Here is a 16,330-nt window from a genome sequence, read left to right on the forward strand (position 1 = left end):
TTTTTTAAATATCCATGATTGATGGATGAGTATTTTAACTCACAACTCAACACTCATATAGCAACTCGAGCAACAGATGAGGTATCGATCCCTCAAGCCCTCAATCTCTCAATCCCCCAATCTAAAACTTGTAAGCTCGCGACTTGTCCGCTGGCGTAGCCGAAGCAAGCCGAAGTATCTAAAATCTCAACTTATCACCTTTTTGAAAAAGGCTACAACTATAGTCCCGCAGGCACTCCAACTCTCATAAACCTCGTTTTTTTCACTCCTGTAGAACCTGCGTAAAAAAATCGGTTTCTTGGAAAATCGTTGCTAATCCGAGAGATGCTCGATCGAGAACCTGGTATTTTTGCCTAGCCTGCGTCCTAGACTGTCTTATCGAGCGTAGGAACAAAGTATTTTGATTAAAAATCCCCGTTTCAGCACCAGCGACTGAACTCAAAACTCAAAACTTCCTTGCTCCCCCCCCTTGTCAAGAAGCCCTCACCATTAGACACTGAACTTGGAGAGTTAATCGACCCTAGGGAGAAAGTTCCTTGAAAAAAGTTTTAGCCATCATCCTCGGTGGCGGTGTAGGCACCCGCCTTTACCCCCTAACCAAACTGCGAGCCAAACCCGCAGTTCCCCTGGCCGGCAAATATCGCCTCATCGATATTCCTGTCAGTAATTGTATCAATTCCGAAATACTCAAAATCTACGTTCTCACCCAATTCAACTCGGCATCCCTCAACCGGCACATCGCCCGCACTTACCAGTTTTCTGGCTTCAGCGAGGGATTTGTCGAGGTGCTCGCCGCCCAGCAAACCCAGGAAAATGCCAACTGGTTCCAAGGGACAGCAGACGCAGTTCGCCAATATCTCTCGCTGCTAGAACAGTGGGACGTTGACGAATTCTTGATTCTCTCAGGGGACCACCTCTACCGCATGGACTACCAGAAGTTTGTGGAGAGACACCGCGAAACCAACGCCGATATCACCCTCTCGGTTTTGCCAATGGACGAGAAGCGGGCGTCGGATTTTGGTTTGATGAAAATCGACGAAAGCGGCCGCGTTGTTTCTTTCAGCGAAAAACCAAAAGGCGATCCGCTCAAACAAATGCAGGTGGATACTACTAAACTGGGACTGACAGCGCAGCAGGCTCAGGAAAGTCCTTACATTGCTTCGATGGGGATTTATCTCTTTAAAAAAGAAGTTTTGATTAAACTTCTGAAAGAATCTCCAAACCAAACTGATTTTGGTAAAGAGATTATTCCGAATTCTTCAAAAGACCATAACGTTCAAGCTTATTTGTTTGATGATTACTGGGAAGATATCGGAACGATTGAGGCTTTTTATGATGCTAACTTGGCTCTTACTAAACAGCCTAAGCCTCCTTTCAGTTTCTACGATGAAAATGCGCCGATTTACACTCGCCCGCGTTTCTTGCCGCCGACTAAGCTTTTAGATACTCACATCACTGAATCGATTATTGCTGAAGGCTGCATTCTCAAAAGTTGCCGGATCGACCATTCTGTGCTGGGAGTTCGATCGCGCATTGAAGCTGGATGTACGATTCAAGATACCCTGGTTATGGGTGCTGACTTCTATGAACCCGACGCCGAACGGCATTCGAGTTTGGACAACGGCGGTGTCGCCCTCGGTATCGGTGCGGATACTACAATTCGCCGCGCGATTGTGGATAAAAATACCCGCATCGGCCGCAATGTTCAAATAATTAATAAAGACCGAGTGGAAGAATCCAACCGCGAAAACCAAGGTTTTTACATCCGCAGCGGCATTGTCGTAGTCCTGAAAAACGCCACGATTCCTGATGGAACTATCATTTAGTTATTAGTCATTAGTCATTAGTGGTCAGCGATCAATTTTTTGATTTAAAATCAGCCACCTGAAAGTCAGGTGACTGATGATAAATAACTAAATTAGTGACCGATTACCAATGACCGATGACTGATAACTGATAACTGATGACTCAAGGGATTTTTTTTTAATTCATTATTAATTGCAACTGCTGATACCAGTTTGTCGCAATACTTGGCTTGATTTAAAGCACCGGGTTTTAATATGGTACTGTCTCTGTTACAGCCTTTCTCAAAAAAGTGAAAAATCAGTCGATTTTAGATTGGGATGGAGGGATTAAGAGATTGAGGGATCGATATTTCCTATGAGATATCGAACTGTTATACAGGGCGTTGTGAGACTGATATGTTCGATCGCCTGCGTCTGGCGGATGGCTTCTGATTCTTATATTTGCGATCGTAGCACGACTGACAAACGCGCTGCCCGTTTCTGAGCAACACACAAATCTCCGAACGATCTTTCCAGTCGTCGCAGCAGCCACAAGGCCAACTTAGCAAATAATTAATCATGTAAATACCCTGGTAGCGTCAAAAGCTTATTGATATATACTATCCTATCTTAATTTTTTTGAAAGTGTGTACTCTAGTTAACAAATGAGGAAGAGATTATCTTATATTTTTGTGATTTAAGTCAATGAAGAAAGTGTCAAAATAAGATATAGCGTTTCTCAAAAAGGTGATAAGTCAGTCGATTTTAGATACTTCGGCTTGCTTCGGCTACGCGACCGTACAAGTTTTGGATTTTAGATTGAATAATTTTTGATTGTCGATTTTCGATTGGGGAATTGAGGAATTGAGGGATTTTAGATTTTAGATACTTCGGCTTCGCTTAGCACAAGTTTTAGATTTGAGATTGAGGAATTGGGGATTGAGGGATTGGGGGATTGGGGAATCTATAGATTTTAGATTAAGCGATTGAGGGATTGAGGGATTTTTTATTGGGGGATTGAGGACTCGATCGCTCAATACTTCATATTTCGCTCAAACTGCTATAGTATAGCATCGGTACGGTTAGGAAAAAATGTCTCGTAAGGTTGTTGAATTCGGGCGCGTTTTAGGGTAAAGTACACTCACAATTTACGCTGGAAATTCTCCGAAACTTCCCGATAAGAACCTATTAGGATTGGGGTTGCTGGAAAAGCTAGAGACACAAAAGTGCGATCGCACCCTGCACCGCAAAAAACAGCAAAAAGAGCGATCGCCCGCGCCAATCTACCCTCATACAGAACTCGCACCAACTAGCCAGCAGCAGCTATCCCAGGCTCGCCTCAAGGGCGGCGGGACTCTCGGGCGCGCGGGCTACACCAAAATCAAGGGAGGCGCACAACGGCTAAAAATCTTAAATATCAGCCGGGTGCGGAAATTGCGATGTCCCGTAAGCAACAACCGAACTCGATCGAGTCCCAACCTTTGATAACCTATAATTTAAATCAGATGCAGCAGGCAGTTTTTACCCGAAGCATCAAACTAACTTGCGATCTTGCTAATTAGGGATTTATTTTTTCTAACAACTAACAACTAACAACTAACAACTAATAAAGAGAGGATTGCTTAATGGCTGCAACAGATTTTAAAGACTATTACGCTATTTTGGGACTCAACAAAACCGCCACTTCAGACGAAATGAAAAAAACTTTTCGCAAACTAGCGCGAAAATATCACCCGGACATGAACCCCGGGAACAAAGAAGCCGAAGCTCGTTTTAAAGAAGTAAACGAAGCTTACGAAGTGCTCTCAGACCCAGAAAAACGCAAAAAATACGACCAATACGGTCAATACTGGAAACAAGCGGCTACAACTGGCGGCGGATGGCCCGGCGGAAACAGTACAAATGTAGACTTTGGCGGCGTTGACTTCAGCCAGTACGGCAGTTTTGACGAATTTATCAATGCCTTGCTCGGCCGCGCTGGTGGCAGTGCTGGTGCTGGTCGCAACGGTCAGTGGAATTACAGCACCTACCGCGGCGGCACCGGCGGGCCGGGCGGTTTTGGGGGATTTGAAGATTTTGCGGGGTACGAAAACCGCAGCGCAGGAAGCTCTCTCGATACCGAGGTGACGATTTCCCTAACTTTGGGGGAAGCGTTTCGCGGCACTTCTAAGCGAGTCGCCACGGGCGAAGTTTCGATTCCTGCGGGTGTGAAAACCGGCAGCAAAATTAGGGTGAAAGGCAAAGGTCAAGTTGACCCGTACACGAAGCAGCAGGGAGATTTGTACCTCAAATTAGAAGTTTTGCCTCACGCTTTTTTCCAGTTTGAGGGAGAGAATTTAATTTGCGAAGTGCCGATAACTCCCGATGAAGCGGTGTTGGGAGCTTCGATTGAAGTGCCTGCGCCTGAAGGTACGATAGTGGTAAAATTTCCAGCCGGGATGCGTTCTGGCCAGTCTTTGCGGTTGCGAGGTAAAGGATGGCCGAAACCGAAGAAGGATGAACGCACTGATTTGTTGGTCAAAATTGCGATCGTCCCGCCCAAGGAACTCACGGCCCTAGAGCGCGAATGCTATGAAAAAATCCAGGCCAATCGCACTTTTAATCCCCGGAGCAATTTAAGCCAAGCGCTACTTTGAAACAACCTGTATTGCGCGTACCAGACAACGCCAATAAGGAAAGCGAGTCATCTGTGGGGTTGAGGGGGGTTTGCAAATATCGCGGATCTGAAGTTATCGATATTGGTGAACCCGTTGTGCATTGGATGCAAGCTCGATCGATCTATTCGTACTCGATCGTTCCACTTTCTCAAGACTCATCGCTAGCTGTTAGCTGACTGGGTTGGCTACCTTCTTGGATTTTAATGCTAATGTTTTTAGCTCCTTTTTTCTCCAAATCTTTGATGTAGCCGTTGGTGTTATGAGAAGCTTCATCTTTGCTTTCGTAGGGGCCAAAATAATAGGTGCGCTTGGGCAAATCTGTGTCAACTTCCACCCACCACTGGCGACTTCTACCGCCCATTGGTTGAGTTAGTATCCAGAAAGCAGCAACGTACATACCTAATAAATAAAGTCCGAACATAGTAGCTATCCCTGAAGTCAAGTAGTTTGTAATGTTCTTAAGCTACCAGGACAAATAGAGCTATGGATCGTCCTATATGCTGATTTAGCTCTGGTAATTGTTGAGGGTGAATGCTGGTTAATATCTGCATTTTGGTGGAGAATAGTTTGAGGTTTCGGCGATGTAAGTCGTTGCAACACGTACAAATTCTACTCCCAGCGGACTAGGAGAAGATGATGTTGATATTATTGTTGAGGTTTCAGTTAACTCAACATTCAAAATTTTTAAGCTGCGATACTCTCTGAAAATTCATCTTCGTCAATGGTGAGAGCTGAAGGCTGACACCGTTTGATGCGGATGCTTACTCTTTTGGCTCCTTCGCTTTCCAAATCTTCGAGATAGCCCGGAGTATGACTGGAGGCTTCTTGGTCGGTGTCGAAGGGGCCAAAATAATAGGTACAGCGAGGCAAATCTGTGACGATTTCTACCCACCATTTTTCGGGTCTGCGGGAGTTGGGCGCAGCAAGCACTGACAAGACTACGATGTAGATACAAAATAAATAAAATCCGAGCATTTTTCCTCTTTTGGGGTTATTTATTTTCTATTGGGCTTATGCTTATGAACCGGGTTTTTAGGATACGTTAGAGGTTGCAGAGTATCTCTCAAGAAACGGGGTTTCTCTTGTCCTGCGCGCAAGTCTTGTTATAAATTTACCAAGGCAATTTGTGCGATCGCCTCGATCTAAGTGCTGATTTTGAGGCGAGATATAAAATCCTAGGGAATAAGCTATTTTGTATTTAATTTTAAGCTCTATCGCTATAAATTGTCACGAGAGTTTAAGTATTGAGTAGCTGGCAATTTAGATGGGCGACAGATTGGTTTGGGAAATATGCCGAAATGTAGAGTGACTTTACGCTACCACCGCCACAGCTTAAAAAACTGTGGCTAAAATAGCAAAACCCGCCGCGGCGGGTTGTTTTGTTAAGCTATAAAATTATTCCAACAAATCTGATTTGTCGGCCCGCATCAGGAGGCTGAGGTTTAACGCTTGCCTTTGGGGAACTGTTCGATGCCAGCCCAACCGTAAAAAACTAGCTCGTCGTTTTGAACTCGGCAGCGGTCTACTCGTAATTGAGTGCCTTCTAAGGCAAATTTGTCTAAATCTAGCAAGTTATTTACGTGGGCAATTATAGCTTGACCCAAGTCTACTGCTTGCTGGTCGCCTCCGTATGTAACGCTGACAAATTGGATTTTGCGTCGGTCTTCTACTTGCAATTGAGCTGTAATATCTATGTTGACTGGTTCGCTGGAATTGCCGATCGCAATTTCGGACTGCAGCCTAATTGATTTGTCTGTTCCGAAGCTGACTTCTGTGTTTTGAAAGTGCAGAGATTGCTCTTGATATTTCAGCTTCTGGAGTTTTTCAACTACAAAAGGTGTGTTGAATGAGGTGGTTAAATCCGATCGACTTAAGACTATTCGCATATTTGCCTGGGTAGGCTGCCGCAATTTCACGCTTCCTGCAAAAATCGCCCCAAAATCAATGGAGAGTGCTTGCAGGTAGAGTTCCATCACTTCTATGCGAAGGCCGTTGTACATCAACATACCTTTGCCAATGAAGTCGAAACCATCGATGCTTCCCTGCAATAGTTTGGCTACTGGTTCGACTCGGATGTTGGCTTCGGCCTTTTCCGAACTTTTGAATAAGGCCGCGATCGCAGCTCCTGCTACTTTGCTGACAAGGCGATCGCCACTTTGACCTTGAAAGGATGTACCGCTAAACAAAGCTGCTACCATTTATGCGTTTGCTGATCTAATGTCGCTATTATAACCTCCCATTAAGAAATGTTAAAATAGCTTGTGCTTATTCACTTTATAAGTTGATCTTGTTTTTGATCTGCCTAGAAAGGAATATATTTGAAATTTAAGGACTCAGCGGGGTGCCTTGGAGACAGGCGCGATCGAGCAAAGCTCCATCCCATATGGTTTGTTCGATCGCAGCACAGAGCAAATTAGCCCCCGTCAGGTTAGCCCCGCGGAGTACGGCTCCATTCAAGATGGCTTCTTCCAAATCAGCGCCGGACAAATCAGCACCGGACAAATTAGCATGGCTCAAATCGGCAGATTGCAAAATTGCCCGAACCAAAGCTGCGCCGCGCAAATCGGCACCGCGCAAATCGACACCGCTCAAATCCAAATTGCCGATCGCAGCGCCTGTCAAAAAAGCACCCCCAAAACTTGCCTCGCGCACTAAAGCATTAGCAAAGGAAGCTCCGCGCAAATCGGCATTCCGAAAATCTGCGCCCCGCAAATCTGCGCCGCTCAAGTCAGCGCCGCGGAGGTTTGCTCGCAGTACCGCCCGCTGCAAATTAGCACCGGCGAGATTAGCTCCTGCTAAGTTGGCTTGAGACAAGTCGGCACCAGCGAGAGCGGCCCCTCCTAAGTCTGTGCCGGCTAAATCTCTGCCGGCCAACATATAAACTTTGCCTTTGCGTATAGCTTCGAGGTCGTTAGTCATTAGTTTTTGGTCAGTTGTCAGTTGGCAGTTGGCAGTTGGCAGTTGTCAGTTGGCAGTTGGCAGTTGGCAGTTGGCAGTTGGCAGTTGGCAGTTGGCAGTTGGCAGTTGGCAGTTGTCAGTTGGCAGTTGGCAGTTGTCAGTTGGCAGTTGGCAGTTGGCAGTTGGCAGTTGTCAGTTGTCTGTTGTTACCAATAACAAATAACAAATAACAAATAACAAATAACAAATAACCAATAACCAATAACCAATAACCAATAACTACTAACTAAAAACTACTAACTAAAAACTAATTCCCGCCATCATTTTATAACACCGGAGCGGCTGCGGTGGTTCGATCGCCCGATTCTTCCAACCAGACATTCGGCAATTGGCTGGGGCGGTTCGGTAACTCCATCAAACCCATTTCTGCGAGTCTGACGACGTTACCGAGAGTTTCTACCAAAGCCGGATCGAAGCGAGTACCCGACTGTTGCCGGCACTCTTCCAAAGCGGCGATCAAACTCAAGGCCGGACGGTCGCCGCGCGGTTGAGTCAGTTCTTGATAATAAGCTACCAATCCCAAAATCCGCGATGCAATAGGTATTTCTTCACCTCGCAAACCTTCGGGTCTGCCGCTGCCGTCCCATTTTTCCAGTTCGTGCTTGACAATTTCGGCTACTGGTGATATCTCCGGCATGGCTTGCAGCAGTTGGGAACCGATGAAACTGCGATCGCGCCAAAATGATAGAGTTGATTGGTCGAATTGATCGGGAGTGCGATCGAATACTTCATTTGGGGCCGAAACCAAGCCGACTCGAAACAGCAATCCGGCCAACCGTAGACGACGCAACTGCAAAGCCGGTAAATCCAGCAATTGCCCCAAAGTTTCTGACAGCGCCGCTACCTGCAAAGAAGCTGCGGGATTTGAACTATCGCGTTCGTCCACGCGCTGGGCCATCCGCAGAAAAGCTTGCAGTTTGTTGGCGTTCAAATTGCGGCTGACGCGCAAAGCTTGACCTTCCAATTCCCACAAATCGCGGGTTTGGCGGTTAATTGCTACCATTTGCTGCTGAGAACTTTGCAGGTAAGTGACGATCCGCGATACTACGCCGCTAATATCTGCCAAGGGCGGGCCTTTTGTGGCAAGAATCGATCGGTAAATTTCCTGCAAACTGTCGGCTAGGGGAGAATTATAATGTCGTGTCTGTTCTATAAAAATTTCTGCGGAGGCTGACACTAAGGACTGGTCAAAAGACCACAAACCGTAGAATTTTCGCTCTGTATCAACTTCTGGCTTGCCCTCTGGCAAATATTCTTCGCTGGAAAGTTCGCGGCAAAGCACCATTGCTTTGTATGTTGGAGCGAGGATGATTAAATTCCATTCTTCGATGATGGGGTCGTTTTCATCGAGATTGATTAAAGATACATTTTCTAATTGACCGGTTTTGTGGGTAGCGAAACCGCTGTCGGCTACTGCGCCGATGACAACGCGCCGAGAGGCGTTAGCAATATCCAGGTAGCGATCGGCTTCCTGCAAATACCATTTTCCCTGCTGAAACGTCACCAAAACTAGGGGTTTGAGTTCGAGTTCCTCCCCGCTGCTGGTTTGCAAGATGTGGTCTTCTAGGGCGTGACACAGGGCTACTAGGGTGTTTTTGAAGTAAACCCCGTAGCTAGAAGGCAGTTTTCCGTCGGGAAGTGTAGCTTGTAGTCTGGCGAGAGTTGATTCTGGATTCATTGCAAAAGGCGGTGCCGGCTCTTATTTATTGTAGCGGGCGATCGAGTTTTTTTAGCATTTTTTCTCATTCCCAGGCTCTAAACTGCGGCGCATCTAATTGTAACAATCTTATTTTTCTAAACTTTTGTGGGTGGGATTTGAGTAGCGCCCAAAAAGTTAAATTTAAACTGGCAATTTCAGGAACCCGGTTTCTTGCGTGATTTATCGTCACTCAACGCAAAACTCGTAGAAACCGGGTTTTTAGCGACATATCGATCAGCAATGAAACTGTCGCTACGTCTTGTCTGAATAAACTTTGTTTTACTTACCTTTTGTCCCAGAAACGTCCGCAATTAAATCGTCTTTATCAACTTTCGGAACAAAATCAGGCCGTTCTTTGGATTCCCAGCCGGGGGGACGCTTGGAGTTGTACCACGCAATGGAGCCGATACTAACCGCAGCCACAAATCCAACACCAAGAACTGAGATGGGAATAATTAGGTTGCTTTCTACCATTAGGTTAAAATCCTTATTTACTTTACTTCTTTATCATTTTATGTGCTTTGGGCGATCGCGCAATATATCTGAAGGCTGAAAAAGTGAGTGCATTGCAGCCATAATACTGAGATATGGGAATTTGGGGGCTGATTTTATGTCGCTGTTGACAATGGCATTGCTGTTAGCTGCCAGTTTTGCCCTCGGTGCTTTGCCGCTTACTAGCTGGGCGGTGCGACTGTTGGGCGGCGGTGATTTGAGGCGGTTGGGCACGGGAAATGTTGGTGTTTCGGCTGCTTTCATTCACGGCGGGAAATTGGCGGGGATTGCTGCGGTGTTGGCGGAAGTTGGCCGGGGTATTTTACCGGTTTTGGCGGGCAGATTTTACTTCCCGGATGCACCGGAAATTGCGATCGCCCTGTTGATTCCTCTAGTCGCTGCCCGGTACGCGATCGCCGGAGGTGGAGGTGTCACTAATGCCGTTTGGGGTCTTTTGGTGTTTTCGCCGCCGGTGGCTGTCTCGTCTGGCATCTGGGGGCTGCTGGTGTGGGGTTTGGCACAGCGGTGGTGGGGTAAGGGCGATCGGGCGAGACTGTTTGCTTCCCGCTGCGGCTGTCTGTGCACTCCTCTCTGGGTTTGGGTGTGGCGGCAATCAATGCCCGAATTTTTAGCAGCAGCCGGATTGGCTGTTTTGTTAGCAGCGATTAATATCCGTCAGGGTGATGATATGGCTTTATCTAAATCGGAACAATTGTTTTCTCTAGATGACTCGCTGGATGCTGCAATCTGCGGCGATAAAGCTGCTAAGTTGTCTCAGCTAAAACGCGCTGGTTTTAATGTTCCTAATGGTTGGATATTATCACAAGAAGCGGGCATCGGGCATCGGGCATCGGGCATCGGGCATCGAGGAAATAGTGATGATTTGTCAATTTCTGATGCTTTAATCCAAAACCTTAAAGCTAAAATCCCAAATCGCATAATTGTGCGCTCTTCGGCTGCGGGAGAAGATGGCGATTTTAGTTCTGCCGCCGGACAATATCAAACTATTGGGCCTGTTTTGACTGAAGCAGAATTGCTCGACGGCATTAATTGCTGCCACCAGTCTTATTGGACTTCCGAAGCTGTGGCTTACCGCCGCCAGCGACAACTCCCCGACACTCAAATGGCTGTTTTGATTCAGCCTTATATTGAAAGCCAAATTGCCGGAGTTATGTTCAGCCGCAATCCTTTAGATGGCGGTTCCCAAATCATTATTGAAGCTTTGCCGGCAGGTGCTGCATCTGTTGTTGGCGGGCAAGTTACTCCGGTTCATTTGGAAGTGGATTTTAGCCAAGTTGAAACTTTAGAAGAAAATTTAAGCGCCCTAGAATTTAGTTCAATTCTTGATAAACAAATCATCGCAGAATTAGTCAAACAAGCGCAAGCCATCGAAGCTTTTTTTCATGGCATCCCGCAGGATATTGAGTGGAGTTGGGACGGGGAAAAAATTTGGATTTTGCAAAGCCGCCCGATTACCAATTTGCAGCCGTTTTGGACGCGGACTATTGCAGCAGAAGTGATTCCCGGTGCAATTCGCCCGCTAACTTGGTCGATTAATCGGCCGCTGACTTGTGGAGTTTGGGGAGAGATTTTTCAGGTGGTTTTGGGCGATCGCGCTGCTAATCTAAATTTTAATGAAACAGCAACTTTGCTGGGTTCCCACGCCTATTTTAATGCGACTTTGTTGGGCGAAATTTTTCGGATGATGGGATTGCCTGAGCAGGGTTTGGAATTTTTGCTGAGAGGGCAGAAGATGGGTAAACCGCCTTTGGGGAAGATTTTGCCTTCTTTGCCCGGTTTGTGGCGTTTAGTGCAGCGGGAGAGGGCGCTAAATGCAGATTTTGAGGGCGATCGTACTTCTGTTTTTATCCCCGCGCTGCAAAGTCTGGAGAAGTCAGTTGGCAGTTGGCAGTTGGCAGTTGGCAATAGTAACAATGCCCAATGCCCAATGCCCGATGCCCAATTCCCAATGCCCAATTCCCAATGCCCAATTCCCAATGCCCAATTCCCAATTCCCAATGCCCAATTCCCAATGCCCAATTATCAATATTTGTCCGAGTTGTTCGCGAGAGCAGAGCAAATTCAGGAGTGGCTGAAACCGATTACTTATTACAATATCTTAGGGCCGATCGGGCTGGCAATTCGCAAGGCAATTTTTCGCGTTCCCGATGAATGGTTGGACAATGGTAATGCACCGGAAATTGCTTCGGTGCGGGCTTTGCAGCAGTTAGCAAAAAAGTTGCGACAAGCTGCAATTTCACAATCGGACGAGACTATTTCAACGCCACAACTAACGCAGATATTTGCTGAAAGTTCGGCGCTGCAAGCGGAATTTGCACAGTGGCTTGATACTTACGGATATTTGAGCGAAGTGGGGACCGATATCGCTGTTGCTACTTGGCGCGAACAACCGGAAATTTACCAAAAGTTAATCGTAACTATGGCTCAAAAATCTGCTGTAACTAATTTAGATGAAAGTCGAAAGTTGGGCTTGAGTTTTTGGCAGAAATGGCGATTGGATAAATGTCAGGAAAGAACTGCAGTCAAAAATGAAATTAGCCAAGTTTACGCCCGGTTGTTGGCTGATTTGCGCTGGACTTTTTTGGAGATTGAGGCTTGCGGATTGGTAATGGATGTATTTGCGGAAGCTGGGGATATTTTTTATCTGGAATTTGGGGAGATTCAGCAGTGGATTCGCAGTGGCGCGAGTGTTGGTTTTCAGGATACCATTAGCCAAAGGCGCGATCGCCTGTTAACCGATCGCGATCGCCCGATTCCCCCTGTAGTCTACGGCAATTTGCTGCCAAATTCTCGGCAAAGGTCGATCGACTCAGCAACATCTGCAACTGGCATTATGCAGGGAATCCCCGCAAGTATCGGCTGCGTCGAAGGTTTTATCAAGATTTGCCGCACCGCCACTACAGATTTAGGCGAAAGTGCGATCGTTGTCGTACCCTACACCGATGCAGGTTGGGCACCCCTGCTGTTAGGAGCAACAGCAATTATATCTGAAGTTGGCGGCCAATTGTCTCACGGAGCAATAATCGCGCGCGAGTACAAAATTCCCGCCGTTATGAATATTCCAGAAGCTACAACTCGCCTGCGAGACGGTCAAAAAGTGCGGGTAGACGGATATCTCGGCACTGTGGAATTGCTCGAATAAACGAAACGAAAAATAATGTAAAAACTCATGCCTGCGGTACGGGCAGGTTTTGCCAACAATAATTACCTAACCACCATAATCTAGTAAATGCGCCCCGACAGATAAAAAAGCCGTTTATTCACAATGGTGCAAGATATCCGCCCTACAAACCGCTCTCAAATTGCCTCTTTCCTAAAGTAAGAAATTCTGCACAACATAGTTCCCCAGATTTCTACCAGAACTCAAACCATCTACGTTAGCAGTCATGAAATGGATGCCTCCGTAAAGGCGGCTCATCCCCGATTCGTCAGCAGCTTCGGCAAAGTTTTCAAAAGTTCGCAAACTGTTGACAGATTTATCTCCCTTGTCCGCAAAGCCGTAATCCGAACCGAATGCAGCATTCAGAACAGGCTCTGCCGCACCGCTAAAGGTACTGTGGCCCGACGTGTACTCGGGGAACGGCGGAGTCGTTAGCAGCGGAGTCCACAGGGGGTCGGCTGTCGTGTTGGGGTTGTTGTCTCTGTCAGCTTCGCGGATAGCTGTCACCGGTCGCCACAAATTGTACTTGTACTTGGTATCCCAAGAGACAACAGCAGCATCGGCGAGGGCAAAATTTAGCAGGGCGAACAACCGGGCGTTATCTTCCAGAGAGTTACCCGCCAGGGCGGCTGCATCTTCGGCGATTTGGTTCCAGTGGCCCGGAGGCGTAAACGTGCCTGCACCGTTGGCCCAGAAGTTGGCGATGGCAGTTTGATCTGGGGTGCGCGTGAGACTGTCACTTTTGCCGATTTCTTTGATGAAGTTAACTTCCTCTGCGTACTTGGCGCTGTCAAGGGCGAGGGGGCCCTCTGTGCGAAACTGAGGACCGCTAGTCATAACAAAGGGAGTAACGCCGGGCCACTGCGGCGCCAGCCCTACAGCAAAAGCGGGGGTAGTCGGCGTCCAGAGACCGGGCTCGGTTGAGGGGGTGTACGGCACTTCTATCTTTGTGCCGTCTGCACTCCGCAAATCGATAATTTGGTCGGCAACTTTTTGTCCGAGGGCGATGCCGTCTTCTTTAGATTTACCGTCAGGAATTTTAGCTAAAGACGATGCGTATGCTTCGTTGAATGTGGCTGCTTGGGCTGGGTAGAGGCTGACTAAGACGCGGAGGGCAGCGGCTGCTGTGGCTGCTTCTGGTGATGTGCCTGCTGGTGCATCGATGCTGATCCGGTAAGGGCTGTATTTTTTGCTGATGGAGTTAACAGAGTCGTAAACGGCTGCCTGAACCATTGCCATGTTCCGGGAGGCTTGGGGAGGCGCGGTGTTGCCTGTCCGCACTGCATTCAGCATGACTCCGTTCCAATCGAGGATGGGGTTTCCCGATAGTTGAGTTGTGAAGTTGTCGCGGTTGATCGTGCTGCTGTTGACTCCTGGCAATACTGCTAAATATTCGCCCGTGAGTTTGTCTTGAATTACGGTGCTGTTGCTGTTAGCGTCCGTGCCTTGCTTGATGTCTAAGTCTTCAAATGTGAGGCCGTCTAGCAATCGAATTTTGTCGCTGCCACTGCCGAAGTCTGTGATGTAGTCGGCCGTGGCTAAAGTGCGGCCGCCATTGTCTTTAGCAATAGCAAATATATCATCGCCTGTGCCACCGGTCACGGTATCGCTACCTGCGCCGCCGTAAATGATATCGTTGCCGGAGTCGCCCAAAATTAGGTCGCTGCCTTTGCCTCCCCAGAGAATGTCATCGTCTGCACCGCCGGAAATCGTATCGTTGCCTCGATCGCCGCATATTTTGTCTTTGCCTGCATCGCCTTCGAGATAGTCGTCTCCGCTGTTGGCATAAATTATGTCGTTGCCATCCAAGGCGTTAATTCTGTCTGGTTCTGAACTTCCTTCGAGATAGTCGAATTTCGCCGTACCGGTAAGAGAAACCATTGGTATTTATGGGAGATTGTTCGTTAAATAATAGCAAAGACTCACAGTACAGATAAATGATCGCATCTGTTCGCTTCTGATTTATCTTATGATATTTTGCGCTTACTACGTAAATACCCTGACTTCAACTTTATGAAATCTTTAATGTTTAACTTATTTTTATAAATTTTGGGAATTCTTTGTACACAAAAGTACCTAATTTGTTCTAATTATTTACCATCTTACTGGCGTTCTTAATATTTTTTTAAGTTATCTACATGGTGAGAATAAAAGTATAAAATAACCGTAATTAATTCGGTATTTACTTAAGTACAATAGATGTGTGCGATTATTTGTTAAGCACTTCTCAATGCTGCGATCGGGTCGAGTTTGGAGGCCTGACGCGCCGGGACAACGCCGAAGAACAGACCTACAGTGCCGGATACGCTGACTGCAAGGGCGATCGCCACGGGTGAAATGCCAGCTTGCAGGGGCGTGAAATTACCTACAAGCAAGATACCGCCGACACCTACGCAAGTACCTACTATCCCTCCGGCAGCGGATAAAATTATAGCTTCGACGATAAATTGAAACAGGATATCTTGTTGCGAAGCCCCGATCGCCTTTCTGAGCCCGATTTCTTGAGTCCGTTCGCTTACAGATACTAGCATAATGTTCATAATCCCAATTCCGCCTACTAACAAAGAAATACTAGCAACAGCAGTTAGCATCAGTGTCAGGGCCCCGGAAATCGAGTCCATTGTCGCCATTAAATCTTTCTGATTTCTGACAGTAAAGTCATCTTCTGTAGTAATCTTGTGCCGCAGTCTCAGCAAGTTTTCTACCTGAAATTGAGCCGCGTCCATTTTCGACTCATCTTGAATAGAAATAAACAGCGAGGTGACAGCTAAACCGTAGGGAGATTTCCGCCCGACAATGCGGTTTGCCATTGTGGCGATCGGCACAACAGCCGAGTTATCATAATTCGTACCAAAAGATGTACCTTTGGATGCCAATACTCCAATCACTTTCATGCTGACATCTTTGACTCGTACTTGTTCGCCGAGGGGGTTAGCATTGTCAAACAGTTTCTCGGCCAATTCTGAACCGAGCACTACAACTTGATTGTTTTGCTTAACATCGAGTTCGGTCAAAAATCGCCCTTTAGCCATTTCAAAATTTCTGACTTCTAGAAATTCTGGAATCGTGCCAAAAATGAGAGCCGAAACATTTTTGTTGCTGTAGCGAACAATCTCCGAACTGTTGAGTTCTGCTGAAACACCTTGCACCGACGAGACTTGAGTGGCGATCGCCTTACCATCCTCTACTATCAATGTTTGAGGCGCGCTGGCGATCGAACTTCGCCTAGCATTGGGCACTCCCGGCCTCACGATCAATACATTTGTACCCAGGGATTGAACTTGTCCTGCTACAAATTTTTGTGCTCCCTCTCCAATTCCAATCATCGCAATTACCGAAGCGTTTCCGACAATCATCCCAATCATCGTTAAACTGCTGCGAGTTTTGTTTGCTACCAATGTTTGACCGGCCATTTTGACGCTTTCAATAAAATTCATACTTTGTTGTTTGTTGTTTGTTATTGGTTATTTGTTATTGGTTATTTGTTATTTGTTATTTGTTATTGGGCATCGGGCATCGGGCATCGGGCATCGGGCATCGGGCATCGGGCATTGTAATT

General features: G+C 46.9%; 13 protein-coding genes. 5 read left to right on the forward strand and 8 right to left on the reverse strand.

What is annotated here, in order from left to right; translation table 11 throughout:
• The first annotated feature begins 536 nt into the window (after positions 1–536).
• The 3 genes from QUB13_RS17110 to QUB13_RS17120 all read left to right on the forward strand — a co-directional run bounded on the left by QUB13_RS17110 (position 537) and on the right by QUB13_RS17120 (position 4,420).
• On the forward strand, positions 537–1,826 hold the full coding sequence (locus QUB13_RS17110) for a glucose-1-phosphate adenylyltransferase (protein ID WP_333382765.1): 1,290 nt from the start codon (positions 537–539) through the stop codon (positions 1,824–1,826).
• Between the two features lie 1,158 nt (positions 1,827–2,984).
• Positions 2,985–3,269 (forward strand): hypothetical protein, encoded by a 285-nt coding sequence (locus tag QUB13_RS17115; RefSeq protein ID WP_333382767.1) that lies wholly within the window; start codon positions 2,985–2,987, stop codon positions 3,267–3,269.
• A 140-nt stretch (positions 3,270–3,409) separates the two neighbouring features.
• Entirely contained in the window at positions 3,410–4,420 is a 1,011-nt protein-coding gene (locus QUB13_RS17120; RefSeq protein WP_333382769.1) for a DnaJ C-terminal domain-containing protein, read from the forward strand.
• A 169-nt stretch (positions 4,421–4,589) separates the two neighbouring features.
• Here the strand turns inward: QUB13_RS17120 and QUB13_RS17125 are convergent, their stop codons facing one another.
• The 4 genes from QUB13_RS17125 to QUB13_RS17140 form a co-directional block, all read right to left on the reverse strand.
• A complete protein-coding gene (locus QUB13_RS17125) occupies positions 4,590–4,862 on the reverse strand; it encodes a DUF1816 domain-containing protein (protein WP_333092688.1) in 273 nt (90 codons plus the stop codon).
• Between the two features lie 263 nt (positions 4,863–5,125).
• On the reverse strand, positions 5,126–5,416 hold the full coding sequence (locus QUB13_RS17130; RefSeq protein WP_333194640.1) for a DUF1816 domain-containing protein: 291 nt from the start codon (positions 5,414–5,416) through the stop codon (positions 5,126–5,128).
• A 467-nt stretch (positions 5,417–5,883) separates the two neighbouring features.
• Positions 5,884–6,639: an LmeA family phospholipid-binding protein gene (locus tag QUB13_RS17135; protein WP_194070489.1), complete on the reverse strand. Its 756-nt coding sequence runs from the start codon at positions 6,637–6,639 to the stop codon at positions 5,884–5,886.
• Between the two features lie 127 nt (positions 6,640–6,766).
• Positions 6,767–7,360: a pentapeptide repeat-containing protein gene (locus QUB13_RS17140; protein ID WP_194070490.1), complete on the reverse strand. Its 594-nt coding sequence runs from the start codon at positions 7,358–7,360 to the stop codon at positions 6,767–6,769.
• 21 nt (positions 7,361–7,381) lie between these two features.
• Between QUB13_RS17140 and QUB13_RS17145 the strand changes: the two genes are divergently transcribed.
• Positions 7,382–7,555: a hypothetical protein gene (locus QUB13_RS17145; RefSeq protein WP_333382771.1), complete on the forward strand. Its 174-nt coding sequence runs from the start codon at positions 7,382–7,384 to the stop codon at positions 7,553–7,555.
• A 109-nt stretch (positions 7,556–7,664) separates the two neighbouring features.
• Here QUB13_RS17145 and QUB13_RS17150 read toward each other — a convergent pair whose 3' ends face one another.
• On the reverse strand, positions 7,665–9,077 hold the full coding sequence (locus QUB13_RS17150; protein ID WP_333382773.1) for an HD domain-containing phosphohydrolase: 1,413 nt from the start codon (positions 9,075–9,077) through the stop codon (positions 7,665–7,667).
• A 300-nt stretch (positions 9,078–9,377) separates the two neighbouring features.
• Positions 9,378–9,572 (reverse strand): photosystem II assembly protein Psb35, encoded by a 195-nt coding sequence (gene psb35, locus QUB13_RS17155; protein ID WP_333382775.1) that lies wholly within the window; start codon positions 9,570–9,572, stop codon positions 9,378–9,380.
• A gap of 136 nt (positions 9,573–9,708) precedes the next feature.
• On the opposite strand from psb35, the gene QUB13_RS17160 reads away from it, so the two are divergent.
• Entirely contained in the window at positions 9,709–12,753 is a 3,045-nt protein-coding gene (locus tag QUB13_RS17160) for a glycerol-3-phosphate acyltransferase (RefSeq protein ID WP_333382777.1), read from the forward strand.
• Between the two features lie 171 nt (positions 12,754–12,924).
• Here the strand turns inward: QUB13_RS17160 and QUB13_RS17165 are convergent, their stop codons facing one another.
• On the reverse strand, positions 12,925–14,652 hold the full coding sequence (locus QUB13_RS17165; protein WP_333382778.1) for a chemotaxis protein CheB: 1,728 nt from the start codon (positions 14,650–14,652) through the stop codon (positions 12,925–12,927).
• 335 nt (positions 14,653–14,987) lie between these two features.
• A complete protein-coding gene (locus QUB13_RS17170) occupies positions 14,988–16,208 on the reverse strand; it encodes an ABC transporter permease (protein ID WP_333382779.1) in 1,221 nt (406 codons plus the stop codon).
• Positions 16,209–16,330 lie beyond the last annotated feature (122 nt).

The organism is Microcoleus sp. B4-D4 (genome assembly GCF_036705185.1).
Classification (GTDB): domain Bacteria; phylum Cyanobacteriota; class Cyanobacteriia; order Cyanobacteriales; family Microcoleaceae; genus Microcoleus.